Genomic DNA, 18,200 nt, shown 5'->3' on the forward strand with positions numbered 1-18,200 from the left:
TATGATGCGTAAACAATTCATTAAAACTATCGCCTCTGCTGTATTACTTTTATCTACCAGTGCTTGCACCATGCTCGACACTAAAGTCGACGTTGTGGATGATTTTCAGCTAACCAATTACTTAGGTACATGGCACGAAATAGCTAGACTCGATCACTCCTTTGAGCGAGGTATGAACCAAGTCACCGCTAATTACAGTGTAGAAGGCGACAAAGTCATAGTGATCAATAAAGGGTACTTAACAGACGCACAAAAATGGAAAGAAGCAGAAGGTAAAGCCTACTTCATTGAATCTGACAAAATAGGTCGCTTAAAAGTCTCTTTCTTCGGCCCGTTTTATGGTGCATATCAAATCCACGATTTAGTTAAAGACGATAACGGAGACTATCAAGCATCGTTAGTCATTGGTCCCAATAACGAATATGCGTGGATTTTAGCCCGTGACACCGTGATTTCTGATGATGTTAAGCAGCGTTTTGTGTCCAAAATGCGCACATTGGGCATTAACGAGCAAGACCTTATTTGGGTAAGCCAAAACTAACCAATAAATAATGATCATAGTGTTATTAGTATACGTATATATAGTTGATTTAAAAATAAACCTTAGCCGACAAATAACACTTTCATCATATAGGTGCTGTTATGATACTACCTTTGTTTCCGCTTTCGATTTGCTTACTACCTCAGGGATTTACGCAACTTAGAATTTTTGAACAACGCTACAAACGTCTAGTGACTGAGTCATTGAAGTCTGGCGAAGGTTTTGGACTGTGTATGCTAAACAGCAAAAACGAACTAATGCCAATCGGTACTTGGGTACACATTATTGATTTTGAAACGTTAGATGATGGTTTACTCGGGATCAGTATCCAAGGACAGCAGCGATTCAAAATCAATGATTTCAACATCGAAGATGATGGCCTTAAACGTGGCAACGTAAGCCTGTTACCTGATTGGCCAAATTCTGATATCGTGCCCAATCAGAAGTTCTTAAGCGAAACCTTGCAGCAAATACTTGAACAATACCCAGCACAGCTGTCCCATTACAATAAACAAGATTTCGATAACATGTCCTGGGTATGCCAGCGTTGGTTAGAAATAATGCCAATTACCGCAGAAGAAAAATATCAATGCATTAATAGTCATAACCATAAAATGACCGAAGAATTACTTACAAGCATCATTAAGTAACCCAAGCTATTACCACAAACACTGACTTTATACTCTTTCTAGAAATTTTTTGATCCATTCCTGCCGTCTCACGTAATGGTAAATAACAAGTGCATGATTGATTGGTAAAACAAATGCTAATACAGCTAATACAAACCCTTTCGTCATTTATGTACATCACCAACGTCTGAATATGCGAGCGAAAATAAATGGAAAATTTTCAATCACAAACTGTTCAAAGTCGTTATGATAAAGGCATGTTATCTAAAATTAATAATGCCATGACGACAAATGATTCCAGTGACAATAACGCAATTGATAATCAAGCCAGCAACGATGAAGCCAAGTACCTTGCAGATTTGATGATGCAAGTGGCCAACCAGCGTAGTAAAGCTGCTTTCGCCAAGTTATTTGCTCATTTTTCTCCCAAAATTCGTGCCTTTGGGGTTCAGCGTTTAAGCCAACAAGGTTTAGCAATGGATCTCGTTCAAGAAACCATGACACGAGTGTGGACCAAAGCGCATTTATACAACGCCGATAAAGCCGCTGTGAGTACCTGGGTGTTTACCGTTATGCGAAATCAATGCTTCGACATGCTTCGTAAAGTACAAAATAATCGTGAAGATGCGTACGGTGATGACATTTGGCCACTATTTGAATCTGATGAGAGTGATGAAACCGATAACGACTTCAAATTATCAGCCACATTACTAAAACATGTTGATGACTTACCTCCGTTACAAAAGCAAGTGGTTCAAGGCATCTACATGCAAGAATTAACGCAGCAAGAGCTCGCTGACAAATTAAAAGTGCCCATTGGTACAGTCAAATCAAGATTACGTTTAGGTTTAGAAAAGTTAAAAGGCTTCATGGAGAAACATTATGATTAAGTACCACCCAAATCAGGAATTGTTATCGCTCCATGCGAAGGGTCAATTACCGTTATCTTTATCTATCGCGGTATCAGCACATTGTGAGCTGTGCCCCCAATGCACTGAGCAATTAATGGCGTTAACTTTAAAAGCTTCAGACGACAGCTTTTCACTCGCGCCGATGTCCTCTATCGACACTGATAGTTCTGATTTAGACGCAGACTTAGATGCCCTACTCGCTGACATGATGCAAGATGACGTACTTGAAGCAAAAGAAGTTGAAGCAAGTAATCAAACTCATGTTGCTAGCCATGTTAACGTATCGATTAAAGGACATGAATACACCTTACCTCGAGCATTTAGCCAGCAAATTAACAACAGCTGGCAAGGTATCGGTAAGGTCAACCGGATACGATTAGACACAGGTGAAAAGCAAGCGAGGGCGAGCCTGCTGCACATTGCTGAAAATGGTGAAATCCCACAGCACAGCCACAAAGGTCAAGAGCTAACCTTGTTACTCGCTGGCGAATTTAGTGACGAGTACAATACCTATACAGCCGGTGACTTTATCATGCTTGATTCTGAGCATGAACATAGTCCTAAAACCATTGATGGTTGTTTATGTTATACCGTCGTCGATGCACCTTTATACTTTACTAAAGGTATCAGTAAATTGCTTAATCCAATCGGTGAACTAATTTACTAAATAGCCTATCAAAATGTTCATAAACAGCCTGTGTTTCAGGCTGTTCTATTTTGATAATTAGCGAATTAATACTAGGTAATCAGCTTTTAAAGTAGGCTTCTTAATAACAATGCTCAAACCTTATGTTTAAACGATCGTAAACTCGATACGAAATGACATAATTGAGGGATACCATTTAACAAAATAGCGAAGTTAACCACTCATTAGCACACTGAATTAGTGTAACTTTATCAACACCCTTTCAGTTTTAGCTTGGTTTTTATACGACAAAAAGACGTATCGCTCACCTTTTAGTCTTAAACTGTTCTATTTTGTAAAATATGTATTGCTATATTAAAAATATACGCATATTATCCACAATGTTATTAAGTTAACTTGTATTTAACTGTTTACCCTTCTGTTATTCATAACTGCACTCGTAAACCCACACTACAAGTCACGCCTTTTGGTTAAACATTGTCATTTGTTTGTCATATGCCTGTGTTCAACTAGACAAAGCAAGTAAGTTGGCGATTAAAATAAATAATCAACACGACTTGTCAGTGTAATAAGCACAGTTAACTTAAGCACACACATTAGCTTCAATAAGCCCAAACTTACGCAACACAACTGCTTAAGGATATTTATTGTTATTACTTACTCACCAGATAGGTGAAAATTAAAAAAAGGAGTGTGGCATATGTCATACAACATTAATGGTCACGAAATTACAGTCAATTTCCCTGTAAATTCAATATCATCAAACAAAAACTCAATAGCTTTTACTGACAGCCAAGGTAAAACTAAAACAACTTTTTCAAAACGCACTGAAGCGTTAAAATTTATGAAATGGTTGATAACGGCTAACAAGTAACACCTTCCATAACGCTTGCGTTATTCATTTGCTCAGTTACTCAATAAACATCGCTTCTCGGTATTTCCTCTCACACTTTACCGGACGTTTATTAGAACTGAGCAACATGAAACAACCCCATTCGCTTCACTTCCAGCACTAATACTTAAACAACTTTCTTTAGCTACAGTTAACTTACTGACCATATTTGCGTATATACCTAGCTAGCATACTTGGATTACCCAATAAACCACCTTGGTGTAAATACATAACAGGCCAAGTATTATCGACAGTTTCCGCTTTATAATCTTTATTTAAAAAGTGCTCCAGCATGATAAATCCAACTGGATCATAAAGTAACTCAAACTCAATGCCAGAATCACGCACACGACGCCACATGTCATAACACTGTCGATTAAGCTTTCCAAAGTGATACTTAGTGCCATTTGATACAATATGCGGGTGAAACTCACTCTGTGATGTTAGCTGACTAAACTGATGCGTTAGGTAATTGTCTCCCCCCACGCAACTGCAGGTTATTACATTAACTGTTACAGTTGGCTGACTCGCCTGCGGAAGGTAGCGCTTAAAAAATCGTTGCAAGAATAATGCTGTTGTGCCCGTACCTGAAGGCAAAAACAGATTTAATCTAGTCATATTCTGCTGATGCATCCAACTCAAAATTTGCTGGCCTAATGCTTCAAGCCCTTCTGCAGCATACTCACATCGTCCACCTTCAGGAATATAGATCTCATTCGCAGATGCTTGCTTCGCTAAGTCAGACACATAGCTATCAAGATTGCCGCTTACATGTTTAGGTTTCTCGACAATATTGGCGCCATTATTAAGCGCTGCTAGGTAGTTCCCCTGTGGGTTTTGTTTAAGATAATCAGCGATATGATCCACATGATAATCTAACTGCCATCCGCGCAACTTAGCCAGCACTGCAAGTGAATGTAATGAATTAGCTTGAGGTGAACCGTATCCAATAACCTTATTGATATGAGGAAAGTCCTGGGTCAAGAAGAATTGAAACTTACGGGCTTTGTTTCCGCTAAAATCAGGATGAATCAAGTCATCTCGCTTAACAAAAACCTCACGATCAGCAAATCTCATTTTATCAACGGGCGTGTCGATTGAGATATCCGCAAGAGATACATTAGAGCCAGCTGCAAACATAAGTAACGTCGCTTAAATAAAGAGTTATAGTCTGTAGTGGTATTTTAACTAACTATTAGCGATTTTCGCTATCATCAATTGTCGACAGCCCAAACTAAGTCAAGTAATGTCTTCTAACCCTCTAAATAAATAAAAATAAAACCAATAATTATCAACCACTTAAAAGAAACAGAAAAGCTAATAAAAATATTGGCATAGTTTTGGCTTTCTAGTGATTATTATCACCAATGGAATATTGGTCATTTCATTAACCAGTTTTGTATGACTTAGGGAGCACCAATGTCAGTCTTGAGATTAATTTTTAATATCGCATGGTTCATCATGGGCGGATTTGTAATGGGTCTAGCATGGTGGCTAGCAGGCTTATTGTGTTTTATCAGTATTATTGGTATTCCATTTGGCCGTGCTTGCTTCGTGATTGGTGAAATGGCGTTCTGGCCATTTGGACAAGAAAACGTTAACCGTAAACATTTAAAAGGATTTGAAGATATTGGTACTGGTCCATTGGGCATGATTGGCAACGTTATTTGGTTCTTATTCTGTGGTATTTGGCTCGCGATTGGTCACTTAACCCATGCTGTAGCTTGCTTTGTTACCATTATCGGTATTCCGTTTGCAATACAACACGTAAAACTCGCACTACTGAGCTTAACACCAATTGGCCAAACCGTTGTGGCAAAAGAAAGCTACTAACAGGTCACTTATGACTGAAAGCAAAGATATTGGACAGTAGCGTTAAAACAAAAACACCTTATATTCAGCTAGCAGATTATGAGGTGTTTCTGTTCAGTTTTAAATAGAGTAAACCATTCTAAATTTCGTTATTTTTGTGGTTAAAACCAGCAATAAAAAACTCTACTTTGCCACAAGATTTACAGGCAAACATATCAAAATCTTCTTTATTAACAAACAGCTCGCCAAGTTCACCTAAAACGCCCCAGCGCGTACCTTCATGAAAACTTTTAGTACAAATAAATGTAAGGCTACTCTTGCATCGAATACAATCAATACTCGCTTTGTTAGGTGAAGCGACTGGCGCTGGTTGACCTTTTTCACAGTTACAATTCCAACAAACTTGAAAGCCATCATCAATGACGGTATTACAATTTTCGCATGTCCACGACATGCACTTTCTCCTATGACGCTAACACACTAACAATATGCTGAAATTCTGCTTCAGTCACAGGTTGAACACTCAACCTTGCCCCTTTACTCACTAATACCATATCAGCAAGTTGAGGATCAGCTTTAAGCGCTTTTAAGGTAATAATCTGCTTAAAGGTTTGCCGATAAGTTAAATCCACAGCAACCCAGCGCGGATTTTCAATATCTGATTTAGGATCATAATAACTTGACTCATTATCAAAAGCACTCTGGTCGGGATAAGGCTCAGATGATACTGTCGCCAAGCCAACAATACCCGGCACTTTGCAACTGGAATGATAAAACAATACCGTATCGCCCACTTTTACCGCATCACGTAAAAAGTTACGCGCTTGGTAATTACGGATCCCTTCCCAAGGTTCAGTTTGGTTTTCACATTGCTGTAAATCGTCAATACTGAACTCGTCTGGCTCAGACTTCATTAACCAATACGCCATTTTGCAATCCTATTGTTTAAGCTACTTTTGATGAGTGTTGTAGTATGTTTCTTTTTTTAGATCTTTGATTTTGCAATCGGCAGAGATGCATCACTGCCCCACTCACTCCACGATCCATCATATAAGGCAGCATCATATAACCTTGTATCTGTTCCACTTGATATAAGCGCTACCAAGCCAATACAAGCAGTAATTCCTGAGCCACAGCTAAATACAACCCGCTTACTATCTTCAGGTAATATACTGGAAAATAAATGGCGCAATTCAGCAGGACGCTTGTATGTATTACCATTTAGCACATTGGCAAAAGGGAGATTTATTGAGTCAGGAATATGGCCGCTTCTCACGCCTTGTCTTGGTTCATCAACCAAGCCATTAAAACGCGCAGTAGCCCGAACATCAATCACACTAAATTTTTTATCAGTGAGGTTGATTAACACTTCTTGTTTTGACACAAGCTGACGGGCATCGAAACAAGAGTCCATAAATGAGATCACATCACTGCCAACATTAACTAGGCTTTCTACGTTTTTCGTATCAATGGTTAGATATTCAGATGAAGTTGGATAGCCCTGTTTAATCCATTCAGGCAGACCGCCATCTAAAATAAACACATTACTCAAACCAAACGTATGAAATATCCACCACGCACGTGGAGACGAATATATTCCCTGATTATCATATAAAACGAGTGTTGAATGGTCTGAAATACCCAGCTTATTGATAACCTTATTCACTTGGCTTTGGCTCGGAAATGAGTGCACACCAGCACTATCGGTATCGACTAAATCTACGTTAATATCAAGAAAATGACTATTAGGTATCGTCACTAATACATCATAAATAATAGGCTCTTTGCCAATCACCTTATCCATACTGACATCAATAATCATCACAGCGTCATCATTGCATTTTTCATACAAGCTGCTAACGGACATTAACGGGTAATTAATTGGTTTTCGATTCATGTATTTTCAACCATGCTTTAATTAGCTAATTGCTACTCATTGTTTTTGATACATTAACACAATGAAAAGGTGAGGTTTAAGCTGGCTTGCAAAAGAATTTTTAATTGGGATATGCTGTTGCCTCCCTATCAATATGCTTCACAAAAGATGGCAACTAAACGCCACGACTTCGGCCTTTCAGCTCCCTAACGTCATTGGATACAAAAACACGATAAAGACGTGCAATTCACAAGCTTTTATTGAGTGAAAGTAGATACTTGAATGCTAAGTTAAACGACTGTCGATTGGTCTTGTTTACTATCAAACAATGCGAACTCTTCTAAAATGAGATCGGTAAATAATTGCCCCGCTCGCCCTAAGGGCCGCTCTAGTGTGGACACCAATTGTGGGGTAAATCGAAAGCGGTGGCCACCAACAAAATCGACAATGGCTAATTGCTGAGTTTCAATTAACTCACTGATTAAAAACTCTGGCATCCAACCAAAACCTAAACCTTTTAATAAGGCGTTTTTCTTCATGATAAAGCCAGATAGGTAAAACACTTTATCACCGCCAAATTGCAGTTCGTCTCGCTGCTTTGTTGGTGATGAATCTTCAATGGTTAATTCAACATGTTGCTGCAGCTCTGACAAGCTCACATTACTTTTATTAGCTAGCGCATGTTGGGTTGAACACACCAATAAGCTGGTGACAGTGGGCAATGTGGTGGCAGAAAAATACGGCGCTGCGATATAGTCTTTCACTAGCATTAAATCGGCTTTATCATGCTCAAATCTATGTTGCACCCCGCCTAAAAATTCCATATTAAGTTGCACTTTCGTCGGCACATTATTCTCTGACATACGTTTTAGGGCAGTCATGATTGGCTCCATTGGTAATGCGCCATCAATCACGAGCTCAAGTTTCGGCTCCCAACCTTCGCTAAAGCGGCTGGCTAAATGCTCGATATTGGATAAATGCTGCAACAAACGCTGGCCTTCGGCCAAAATCACGCGTCCTTCTGGTGTGAGCTCTGCACGATACTGATCTCGATTAAATAATTCGACGCCTAAATGCTGCTCGAGCTTTTTAACTTGATAGCTCACTGCTGATTGCGCCTTGTGTAGTTTTTCGGATGCTTTAGCAAAACTTCCTTCTTCAACAAGTACTTGCAGTACATTAAACGCTTCAACATCAATTTTCATCGTACACCCCAAGCTCAGTTGCTGTTCAGTTGCCGTGACACTATTGTAAACAAAATAATACCATCTAAAAATCTGATGGAGTTACACACTTTATTATTCTTTTTTTTGTTCATACTAGCAACTAAATTGATAACTAGATCACAAAGTGGTTGATTTAATTGCGCTAGAAAACCCATGTTGCAGATGCGTAAAGCATGTATTAGGCACATACAAATAACTAAAAAGAATGCGCCAATGACGATATCGATCGCTTATATTTGAATTTAAGGAGTCAGTATGCCGGTTTATGTTCAGCAAGGTCAGATACCTGCTAAACGCCATATCGCTTTTGAAAAAGAATCAGGCGAGCTTTACCGTGAGGAGCTTTTTTCAACTCATGGTTTTTCAAATATTTACTCCAATAAGTATCACCACAACATGCCAACCAAAGCCTTGGCTGTTGCGCCTTATGCATTAGATCACGGTGAAGCTTGGCAAGATTCGTTAATCCAAAACTACAAATTAGATTCGCGCCAAGCAGATTGTGACGGTAACTTCTTTAGTGCCCGTAACAAAATTTTTTATAACGCTGACGTGGCGATGTATACCGCTAAGGTAACCCAAGATACTCATGAGTTTTACCGTAATGCTTACGCTGACGAAATTGTATTTGTGCACAATGGCGAAGGCACACTCCTAAGTGAATACGGCGAGTTAGCCGTTAAACAATGGGACTATTTGGTCATTCCTCGTGGTACCACCTACCAGCTTAAATTTAATGATTTAACGAATGTCCGTTTGTTTGTCATTGAAGCTTACTCGATGGTGGAAGTACCGAAGCATTTTAGAAATGAATACGGTCAAATGCTTGAGTCTGCTCCTTATTGTGAGCGAGATATTCGCACTCCACTACTTAAAGATGCAATAGTTGAACAAGGTGAATTCCCATTAGTCAGTAAGTTTGGTGATAAATACCAAGTCACCACTTTAGAGTGGCACCCATTTGATTTAGTGGGCTGGGATGGCTGTGTCTACCCTTGGGCATTCAACATCACCGAATATGCACCTAAGGTTGGTAAAATTCATTTACCGCCGTCTGATCACATCGTTTTTACTGCTAATAACTTTGTCGTATGTAACTTTGTACCACGCCTGTATGACTTTCATCCGCAATCGATTCCTGCACCTTATTACCACAACAACATCGACAGCGACGAAGTGTTGTATTACGTCGACGGTGACTTTATGAGCCGCACAGGCATTGAAGCGGGTTATATGACTTTACATCAAAAAGGTGTCCCCCACGGACCGCAACCAGGTAAAACCGAAGCCTCCATAGGTAAAACTGAGACTTATGAGTACGCCGTTATGGTCGACACTTTTGCACCACTGAATTTAACCGCCCATGTAAAAAACTGCATGAGCGACGATTACAACCGTTCTTGGATTGAATCATAAACACTGATTCACCTTTACATAATCAAACGTCACCAAAGAGTGGCGCTAAAAGCAAAATAAATTAAGGAAAACACAATGGCGAGCGAAACAAACCCACTTGGTCTTTTAGGCATTGAATTTACAGAATTTGCCAGCCCTGACACTGATTTTATGCATCAAGTGTTTATTGACTTTGGTTTTTCTATGCTTAAAAAAGCAAAAGCGAACGATATTGTTTACTACAAGCAAAATGACATTAACTTTTTACTGAACAAGTCTAAGCAAGGCTTCTCGGCGGACTTTGCTAAGTCACATGGCCCTGCTATTTGTTCTATGGGTTGGCGCGTAGAAGATGCTGAATTTGCTTTTAACGAAGCTGTTGCACGTGGTGCAAAACCAGCTGACGATGCAGCTAAAGATATGGCTTACCCTGCTATTTACGGTATTGGCGACAGCTTAATTTACTTTATTGATGTGTTTGGTGAAGCGCAAAACATATACAAAAATGATTTTGAAGATTTAGCCGAGCCAATGATTGTTGAAGAAAAAGGCTTCATGGAAGTCGACCACTTAACCAACAATGTTTATAAAGGCACCATGGAAAAATGGGCAAACTTTTATAAAGACATTTTTGCTTTCACTGAAGTTCGTTACTTTGACATCAGCGGCGCACAAACGGCATTGGTGTCTTATGCTTTGCGTTCACCAGACGGTAGCTTCTGTATTCCAATCAACGAAGGTAAAGGCAACAACAATAACCAGATTGATGAATACTTAGGTGAGTACAATGGCCCAGGTGTGCAGCATTTAGCATTCAGAAGCCGTGATATTGTTGGCTCACTTGATGCGATGGAAGGCACTGCGATTAAAACGCTAGATATTATTCCAGAGTATTACGACACGATTTTTGATAAGTTGCCACAAGTGACTGAAGATCGTGATCGCATTAAACATCACCAAATTTTAGTTGATGGCGATGATGAAGGTTATTTACTGCAAATCTTCACCAAAAACTTATTTGGCCCTATCTTCATTGAGATCATTCAACGTAAGAACAATCTAGGCTTTGGTGAAGGTAACTTTAAAGCTTTGTTTGAATCTATCGAGCGAGATCAAATGAAACGTGGTGTGCTTTAACCTATTTGTCATGCGAATTAAGGCTTAATCCTCTCCCCGAATTACGCCCTTAAGCGCATGTTAAGGCTAAAGCAAAAGCCCGCTGTTATTAACAGCGGGCTTTTACCAAATTAAAACGGCACTTCACATTCAATATTCATCAATTGTTTGGTTACTGGATGGGTAAAGCTTAAATAGCTAGCATGCAATAGTAACCTTGACGCAAGAGCGTGTGACTCACTATTGCAATATAAGTCACACCCTAAAATGGGATGGCGTATATATTGGCTATGAATTCTTAATTGATGAGTACGCCCTGTTATTGGAGTGAACTTCACTTTTGTAATTGGTATTTGTTGAGTGCTAGCGCTATCTACTATTGTCAGCATAGTTCGCTCAAGTACTTCAAACTCAGATTTCGCTTGTTTGCCAGAATCAGGGCAAATCTTCATGTAAGGAAAGTTTTCAGTATCTTTCGCAATTGCGGCATTAATCTCTCCATATTGAGCAAGCGCACTCGATACGTGACCATGCAAGGTTGCATGGTATGTTTTATCAATGGTTTTATCTTGAAACTGTTTCGTCAGTAGTCCATTGATGGATTTATTTAATGCCACCAGCATAATGCCAGATGTACCAAAATCTAACCTATGCACTAAGGTTGCACTTGGAAAATCTTGCACAAGCCGATAATGAACCGAGTCTTTATTCAATGGGTTCTTGCCAGATAAGCTCAATAAACCACTGGGCTTATTGATTAGCAGTAAATGCTCGTCTTGATACAGAATTGAGATTTGCTCAGCGCAAGGTGGGGCAATAAATTCAGTCATGGTTACCTAAACCGTCAATCAAGGTTGCATAGTAATAAAAAGGTGGCCAATAGGCCACCTTTTGTACTTAACTTGCATTAAGCCAACCGTGAAATTACAACATAAAACCCACTCTTATTGAGAGTCAGCTAACTTAAATCGAATCAACTCACTAAAAAGCAGTTGATTGACTGTCAGTAGCACCTTGGTTATCAGTTACCGTTAGCTGCACACTATTCGCTGTTCCTGCACGCTTTAACACCAAGCGACGATTAACCACATGGCCATCATTAAATAGCCACTGCTGAGATGTGATATAGCCATCCTCGTCGGTACTAAATGAAATGAACAGATCAACGAACCAAAGGTCGATATGACGAATATTCGCAACTGGTGGAATATTCTCGATAAGATCTACCACCTCGACAACTTGGCTTTTGCTGCTAAGTAACCCTTGAGAATCTGTCACTGTCAACGTGATGGTATACGTGCCATTACTGCTGTACTCATAACCAGCCACATTACCTGTAGATGTCGCTCCATCCCCCCATGACCATTCATGCGTTAGTTGCTCATCATTATCGTCAGTTGATGTAGAAACAACATTGACAACACCACCTGCCAGAGCCCAAGTAAAATCAGCTATTGGCGCTTGATTGCTGGGTAAAAACTGTAACTCAACAATCATAGGATCATGATCCGAAGAGCGATATGCATCAGCTTGATAATAATCACTTAGTTGCGCTTGCGATTTGTTCTCTTCATTGTAATCAATCACAACAGGTTCATCGGCATTTATATGCCACTCAGACACATTTAGCACATGTTCAATCAATGCACTATTTGCTAATGCATGATCTAATTGCCCTGCTTTACCATTATATAGATACGAATAAGCGTTTGATTGGCCAGTGTGTTCAAACAACTCAATATAACCAGCTTGCTTCAATGCCGTAATAGGATCTTCTTTAGCGTAAGCATTTAAATCGCCTATCACTAATGCCTTTAACTCTTCACCATTGTCCGTAAACTCTTGTGCTAACCAAATAGCTAAACCTTGAGCTGCACGAGTACGAGTTACATTGCAATTGCCTTGACCGTCATTCATATCTGGATCGCCAATACTACTGCAGCTGCCCCCTTTAGATTTTAAATGATTCACCGCAACCACAAACGCTTCGCCAGATGCATCATCAACAAATACTTGCGCTAACATTGGGCGGTTTTTGCTACTATCAAAAAATACAGCGCCATTTTCATCTAATGGCGAATTAGCACTTGAAAGGATTTTCGCCTCACCAACAGGGCTTACCTTATCCGCTTGATACAACAGCCCTACTGCAATTTGATCAGTACCAATAATAGAGTTAGTTGCGCTAATGAATTGATATTTTGCTTCCCCCACTGCAGCATTAAGCTCAGCGACTAAGGTAGAGATAGCTGAGTTTGCGCCAAAGCCATCATTTTCAATTTCCATTAAACCAACAATATCTGCATCAATCTTTAATAACGCACTGACAATTTTAGCTTGCTGACGCTCAAACTCGCTGACGCTATCAGCGCCACGGCTGGTTGGAAATCCTTGCCCTGCGCCATCACCATTAAAATAATTCAATACGTTGTAACTGGCTATCGTGACATCCGCTGCTAAAGAGCGCTCAGGCGATACTGTACGAGGGTTGGTCGACACGACATTGACCATTTCAGTCGGCATCACTCGGTATTCATTAAAACCAAAATGAAGTACACCCGTTAAGCTCGATACAGAATCACCTGCACGCAATGTATTTGTAGCGGATAATTGCGGTGCAGGATAAGGGACAACATCAGGGTTTGAAGCCGTTGTTCCATCGTCAAGTATCACCCGGTCATATTGGTAGCTAGCTTCTAGTGCAAGTGCATCAGCGCCAGGACTCATTATTTGTGTCCCAATAAAATGCCTGCTGCTACCTAATTGAGCTTCACCATATTTACCTAAATTACTGACTGAATTAACCACTAAGCTCTGCTCAAAACGCACTCGCATACCTTCGTACGGTTCCAGTCCCACACCTTCTAATGTGGGTAATGTCACCATTGCTGGCGTCGGTAAGTTTTGTTGGGTTTGACAAATTGTCAATGCTGAGACATTCGCGAGCTCAGTTAGGTTATTATACTCTTTCACTTCTGCCTGAAGGCGGACACGATCACCTGCATTCACCGCAATCGATGCATTTTCGGTATAAACAAATATGCCTTCTGACGTCATCGGATCGGCATCAGATTCAGCATCTGCCATTTGTAAGTAAAAGCCTTTTAAACCAGCTTGCATATCAGCCGTAACAATTGCCTCAATCACGACAGTCTCACCCAGTAGTGGGCTAATATCGGTTGCACCTTGAATCGCATGAATAGCTGTTGCTGTCTCGCCGCAAATGAGCTCCACGGGATCAACAGGGTCTGTTGGATCTGTTGGGTCAGTAACTGAGCCATTAAAGCTCCCTAGATCTGAAAAGTCATTTTGAGCAAAACCGAACCAGTTAGCTAACGTCACCTCGTCGTCTACAACAACATCAGCAACTACACCATCATGATCACGTCTTAACGTATTGTCTTTAGTTGATAACTCACCTTCTCCCCATTGCGAACCGGGATCAACCCCAACTTGACCGAGCGAGTCAATAATCTCTGATTGATTAAGTAAAACAATGGCATCATCGCCATTAAAAAAACTACTCGTTGACGTTTGCTGTGCCTTGTCTAGTATTTCGCTGCTAGCGTCATTATCAGCAAGAACAAACGTCGCCCCAGCTTGCACTTGGCCGACTAAGTCGATACTAGTGCCACTGGTTGTATTTCCATTAAAGTAAAACTGTAACTGATAACCCGTTAAATCAATGTCGCTTTCTGTCGGGTTATAAAGCTCAATTGCTTTATTGTTACTGCTACCTTCAATATATTCAGAAATAATAAGATCATCTGCAAAGGATGCTGAAGTTATCGCCGTACAAGATAATAGCCCCAGCGATAATGCGACTTGGCTTGGCTTAATGTACTGCTTAATGTATTGCTTAACGTCATTTGGTTTAGCACTTAAAAACATGTCGAGACCCCTAGATTTTTTCTTTCGTTATGTATTCGCCTTTTTGGCGTTTTGGTAAATCTAAAAACCAATCGACTATAATGAGCGCCGGTTGCAAAAATGTTAAATCCAGATTTCAATTATCTGAATTCATTGAAAATAACACTTTCGACTTATAAAACTTGATAGGTAGTTTGCCAGTCTTAAAAACCTTCTTTAGGTTAAATGCCAGACACAAAAAAACCGCTCATAGAGCGGCTTTTTTAGCTTGATGTACGCCTAACAACTAAAATATTACACGACGTTTAAGCGCTAAAGTTTTAGGTTAAAATTCTGACAGCGTCTTTTTAATTTCTTTTAAGAAGTCTGCGCCAAGTTTTGGATCTCTTAAACCGTACTCAACAAACGCCTTCATATAGCCCAACTTATCACCACAATCATGAGATTTACCCGACATATTAAAGGCTTCAACCGTGTCTGACTCAATCAACATATCAATAGCATCTGTTAATTGAATTTCATCGCCTGCACCTGGTGGTGTTTTAGCCAGTAAATCCCAAATTTTTTCAGAAAGTACGTAACGACCTACAACAGCTAAGTTAGATGGCGCTTCTTCTACTTTCGGTTTTTCAACCATTTTAACGATCGGAGATGACTGGCCCGGTAAAATTGCTTCGCCATTACAATCAGCAATACCGTATTTGTTAACTTCTTTCTCATCAACTGGCGCTACCATAATCTGACTAGCCGTTGTTTCGTTATAGCGACTGATCATCGTAGACAAGTTTTCAGTTCGTTGATCAGCACTGTAACCATCAAGAATCACATCAGGAAGCACAACGGCAAATGGGTTTTCGCCAATACACGGTTTCGCACATAAAATCGCATGGCCTAGTCCCTTAGCTTCACCTTGACGAACATGCATAATCGTCACGTTTTTAGGGCAAATAGATTGAACTTCGTGTAATAATTGACGCTTAACACGCTTCTCTAACGTAGATTCAAGCTCGTAAGATTTATCAAAGTGGTTCTCGATAGCGTTTTTACTTGCATGTGTCACTAAAACAATTTCAGTGACACCAGCGCTAACACATTCATCAACAATGTATTGAATCAATGGTTTATCGACAATAGGTAGCATTTCTTTTGGGATCGCTTTGGTAGCGGGCAACATACGTGTTCCAAGCCCTGCGACTGGTATTACAACTTTCATATCAATGTCCTTGTTAAAGATTAAGATTTTTGTCGATGAGATTTTTTGTCTGATGGCAGATAACGAACTTGCCAACACAACGTAATAATGGTGAGAAATAGCAATGTATTTGCAGGTGACTGTAAGTTAAAGTCGACCGAAATATGAATCAGCATAAACACGATGGCCATTGCACAACCAAAGGCGATTCCCTTATATAGTTTATTGTTTCTTAGATACATAGTTCGGCACGCTAACCACAGTGCATACAATACCCAAAGCCCTAAAAAGCCCGTGACAATGACACCATACTCGATTGAGAACTGAATATACTCATTATGAGCATGGTCATAAAAACCACTGTAAAACTGGGGCTGATAAGCCGGAAAAACCGTATAAAAGCTCCCCCCACCTGTGCCTGTTAAAAGGTGTTCTTTAATGATAGGTAAACTGTCTATAACAACTTGGTCTCGAGTCTCAGAAGCAAAGCTTGTATCTTGAATTCGTTGTTTAACTTTATCGACACCAAACATCGAACCTATGATAATTAAATCAAGGATAAAGATACTCATCACCAAAGGTTTAAAGAACCTAGGCTGGCGTTTATAAATAAAAATCGCGATTAATGACGTCAAACCTAAGGCAGTAAAAAAACCTGCATTACCCATTCTAGAGCGGCTTAGCACTAAGCCTATCACCATGATGACTATGGATAAGCGCAATATTAACTTGCGGCTAAATAAAGTGGATAAGACAGAAACAACAAACTCTCTAACATCAAATTTAGCACTTGATGTTTTTAACTCAGACACTAACCAACCAAATGCTATACATAGGCACAGACCAAGATAATTAGCGAAATGATTTTGATATACAAATGATCCTCTTGCTTGTGAGCCATCATTAAAACCAAATACCGGTGAAGCCTCTAAGTTTACCAAGCTTAAACCTGTACCATAAGTTGCCTGAAAACATCCTGAAATAACAATAGCAATCAACAATAACTTGAGTGTTTTTGGGGTTTGAAAATACTCCGATAACAGCACAATATAAATGACAAAACAGCACGTTTTTATCAGTTGTTGAATTGATTGATAACTGTCAACTGTTGATATACTAGGTATCCATCCCACAATTTGAAGGCATTGATAGGCAACAAAAAACCCAACAGGTAATAGCAGTTTTTTTTGCCACTTAAACGTCAGAAATAATCGATCATGCTTAACACAGTTAAGTAAGTGGATTAACCCTAATATGACAATAAATATTTCAAGTAAGGACAGTGCCCAAATACGATTACTACCTAGAGGAATGGGTGCCCAGATCACTAGAGCGCAAAGGCACCAAGTCATCAGCATCGAAAAGAAAGTGGTTTTCGCCATTATTAATGCACTTCTTTAATCAGGTTTTCAGAACAAAGCGCACGATTTAGCCAATCAATATTTTCTTCTGATAAAGGTTTTTGTTGATAACGAAAAAAAGAACAAAGTGTGTTCTGTCTGTTATATTTTATTGATAAGTATTCTAATTTTTTGCGTAAACGCCAATTTGAATTAACCGCTAAAAGTGATAAATCAAAAATACGACTCTTTTGCGTTGCAGATAGATTTGGCCAATAAGCCAGTCCAATCGCCAAGGCTTGTTCAATATTTTCAGTAATATAAGGTCCGTATTCAAAACTTTGCTCACTGTATTGCCAAGCTTTTGGAAAGTCATGCTGAATAAAGGCTAAGTTGTAGGCGTAATCAGCATAAGCATTTGGCCAGGTGGGGCGGATATCTATTGCACGCATGTATAAATGATTGAACAACTCATTATTGGCAACGGAGTAACCTTCAAACACTCCCCACTCCATCACTTTGGCAAATGTTAGCAAATAATGAGGGTTGGCAGGTTCAATATTAGCGGCAAACTCAGCAGCAAGATAAGCATTGGAATATTGTTCTTGATTAATGGGCTCATTTTGCCATTTATCAACATAAAACGATGACTTAAAATGATATGCACTCGCCAATATTTTTTGCCCTAAAAGCGGCAATGAAACCAGCATTGATATAATTAAAATGCAATATATGCCATTTCTGATAGTTAGAT

General features: G+C 39.6%; 17 protein-coding genes. 7 read left to right on the forward strand and 10 right to left on the reverse strand.

The annotated features are described in order from the left end of the window. Nucleotides 1-4: 4 nt before the first annotated feature. From AN944_RS03920 to AN944_RS03935, 4 genes are all read left to right on the forward strand, one after another. Nucleotides 5-541, forward strand: a complete 537-nt coding sequence (locus AN944_RS03920; protein ID WP_055023289.1) for a lipocalin family protein — start codon at nt 5-7, stop codon at nt 539-541. 101 nt (nt 542-642) lie between these two features. After that, entirely contained in the window at nt 643-1,191 is a 549-nt protein-coding gene (locus AN944_RS03925; RefSeq protein WP_055023290.1) for an LON peptidase substrate-binding domain-containing protein, read from the forward strand. A 188-nt stretch (nt 1,192-1,379) separates the two neighbouring features. Continuing rightward, entirely contained in the window at nt 1,380-2,060 is a 681-nt protein-coding gene (locus tag AN944_RS03930) for a sigma-70 family RNA polymerase sigma factor (RefSeq protein ID WP_055023291.1), read from the forward strand. Next, the gene (locus tag AN944_RS03935) at nt 2,053-2,748 is read left to right on the forward strand and encodes a ChrR family anti-sigma-E factor (protein WP_055023292.1); all 696 of its coding nucleotides are present in this window, start codon (nt 2,053-2,055) and stop codon (nt 2,746-2,748) included. Before AN944_RS03930 ends, AN944_RS03935 begins: the two co-directional genes overlap by 8 nt. 1,027 nt (nt 2,749-3,775) lie before the next feature. Here AN944_RS03935 and AN944_RS03940 read toward each other — a convergent pair. Continuing rightward, nucleotides 3,776-4,759 carry a 1-aminocyclopropane-1-carboxylate deaminase gene (locus tag AN944_RS03940; RefSeq protein ID WP_055023293.1) on the reverse strand — a complete coding sequence of 328 codons (984 nt, stop codon included), beginning with the start codon at nt 4,757-4,759 and terminating at the stop codon, nt 3,776-3,778. A 279-nt stretch (nt 4,760-5,038) separates the two neighbouring features. Here AN944_RS03940 and AN944_RS03945 point away from each other — a divergent pair, with 279 nt between their 5' ends. Next, nucleotides 5,039-5,452 carry a YccF domain-containing protein gene (locus AN944_RS03945; protein WP_055023294.1) on the forward strand — a complete coding sequence of 138 codons (414 nt, stop codon included), beginning with the start codon at nt 5,039-5,041 and terminating at the stop codon, nt 5,450-5,452. A gap of 118 nt (nt 5,453-5,570) precedes the next feature. Here the strand turns inward: AN944_RS03945 and AN944_RS03950 are convergent, their stop codons facing one another. The 4 genes from AN944_RS03950 to AN944_RS03965 all read right to left on the reverse strand — a co-directional run bounded on the left by AN944_RS03950 (nt 5,571) and on the right by AN944_RS03965 (nt 8,512). Then, nucleotides 5,571-5,885: a hypothetical protein gene (locus AN944_RS03950; protein WP_055023295.1), complete on the reverse strand. Its 315-nt coding sequence runs from the start codon at nt 5,883-5,885 to the stop codon at nt 5,571-5,573. A 10-nt stretch (nt 5,886-5,895) separates the two neighbouring features. Further along, complete coding sequence (locus tag AN944_RS03955; RefSeq protein WP_055023296.1) at nt 5,896-6,360, reverse strand: EVE domain-containing protein; 465 nt, start codon at nt 6,358-6,360, stop codon at nt 5,896-5,898. Between the two features lie 56 nt (nt 6,361-6,416). Then, nucleotides 6,417-7,328 (reverse strand): sulfurtransferase, encoded by a 912-nt coding sequence (locus tag AN944_RS03960; protein ID WP_055023297.1) that lies wholly within the window; start codon nt 7,326-7,328, stop codon nt 6,417-6,419. Nucleotides 7,329-7,597: 269 nt separating this feature from the next. Beyond that, nucleotides 7,598-8,512 (reverse strand): LysR family transcriptional regulator, encoded by a 915-nt coding sequence (locus tag AN944_RS03965; protein ID WP_055023298.1) that lies wholly within the window; start codon nt 8,510-8,512, stop codon nt 7,598-7,600. Between the two features lie 276 nt (nt 8,513-8,788). Here AN944_RS03965 and AN944_RS03970 point away from each other — a divergent pair, with 276 nt between their 5' ends. Both AN944_RS03970 and hppD read left to right on the forward strand, forming a co-directional pair. Next, nucleotides 8,789-9,949, forward strand: a complete 1,161-nt coding sequence (locus AN944_RS03970) for a homogentisate 1,2-dioxygenase (RefSeq protein WP_055023299.1) — start codon at nt 8,789-8,791, stop codon at nt 9,947-9,949. 75 nt (nt 9,950-10,024) lie between these two features. Then, entirely contained in the window at nt 10,025-11,065 is a 1,041-nt protein-coding gene (gene hppD, locus AN944_RS03975; RefSeq protein WP_055023300.1) for a 4-hydroxyphenylpyruvate dioxygenase, read from the forward strand. A 110-nt stretch (nt 11,066-11,175) separates the two neighbouring features. On the opposite strand, the gene AN944_RS03980 is transcribed toward hppD, so the two are convergent. The 5 genes from AN944_RS03980 to AN944_RS04000 all read right to left on the reverse strand — a co-directional run bounded on the left by AN944_RS03980 (nt 11,176) and on the right by AN944_RS04000 (nt 18,120). Next, complete coding sequence (locus tag AN944_RS03980; protein WP_055023301.1) at nt 11,176-11,874, reverse strand: RluA family pseudouridine synthase; 699 nt, start codon at nt 11,872-11,874, stop codon at nt 11,176-11,178. Between the two features lie 151 nt (nt 11,875-12,025). After that, nucleotides 12,026-14,935 carry an ExeM/NucH family extracellular endonuclease gene (locus AN944_RS03985; protein WP_055023302.1) on the reverse strand — a complete coding sequence of 970 codons (2,910 nt, stop codon included), beginning with the start codon at nt 14,933-14,935 and terminating at the stop codon, nt 12,026-12,028. A 304-nt stretch (nt 14,936-15,239) separates the two neighbouring features. Further along, on the reverse strand, nt 15,240-16,127 hold the full coding sequence (galU, locus tag AN944_RS03990; protein WP_055023303.1) for a UTP--glucose-1-phosphate uridylyltransferase GalU: 888 nt from the start codon (nt 16,125-16,127) through the stop codon (nt 15,240-15,242). A gap of 20 nt (nt 16,128-16,147) precedes the next feature. Beyond that, nucleotides 16,148-17,488: an O-antigen ligase gene (locus AN944_RS03995; protein ID WP_082419885.1), complete on the reverse strand. Its 1,341-nt coding sequence runs from the start codon at nt 17,486-17,488 to the stop codon at nt 16,148-16,150. 2 nt (nt 17,489-17,490) lie between these two features. Continuing rightward, nucleotides 17,491-18,120, reverse strand: coding sequence for a hypothetical protein (locus AN944_RS04000; protein WP_144430133.1), 630 nt, complete (start codon nt 18,118-18,120; stop codon nt 17,491-17,493). Between the last annotated feature and the right edge of the window lie 80 nt (nt 18,121-18,200).

This window comes from Shewanella sp. P1-14-1 (assembly GCF_001401775.1).
Classification (GTDB): Bacteria; Pseudomonadota; Gammaproteobacteria; order Enterobacterales; family Shewanellaceae; genus Shewanella; species Shewanella japonica.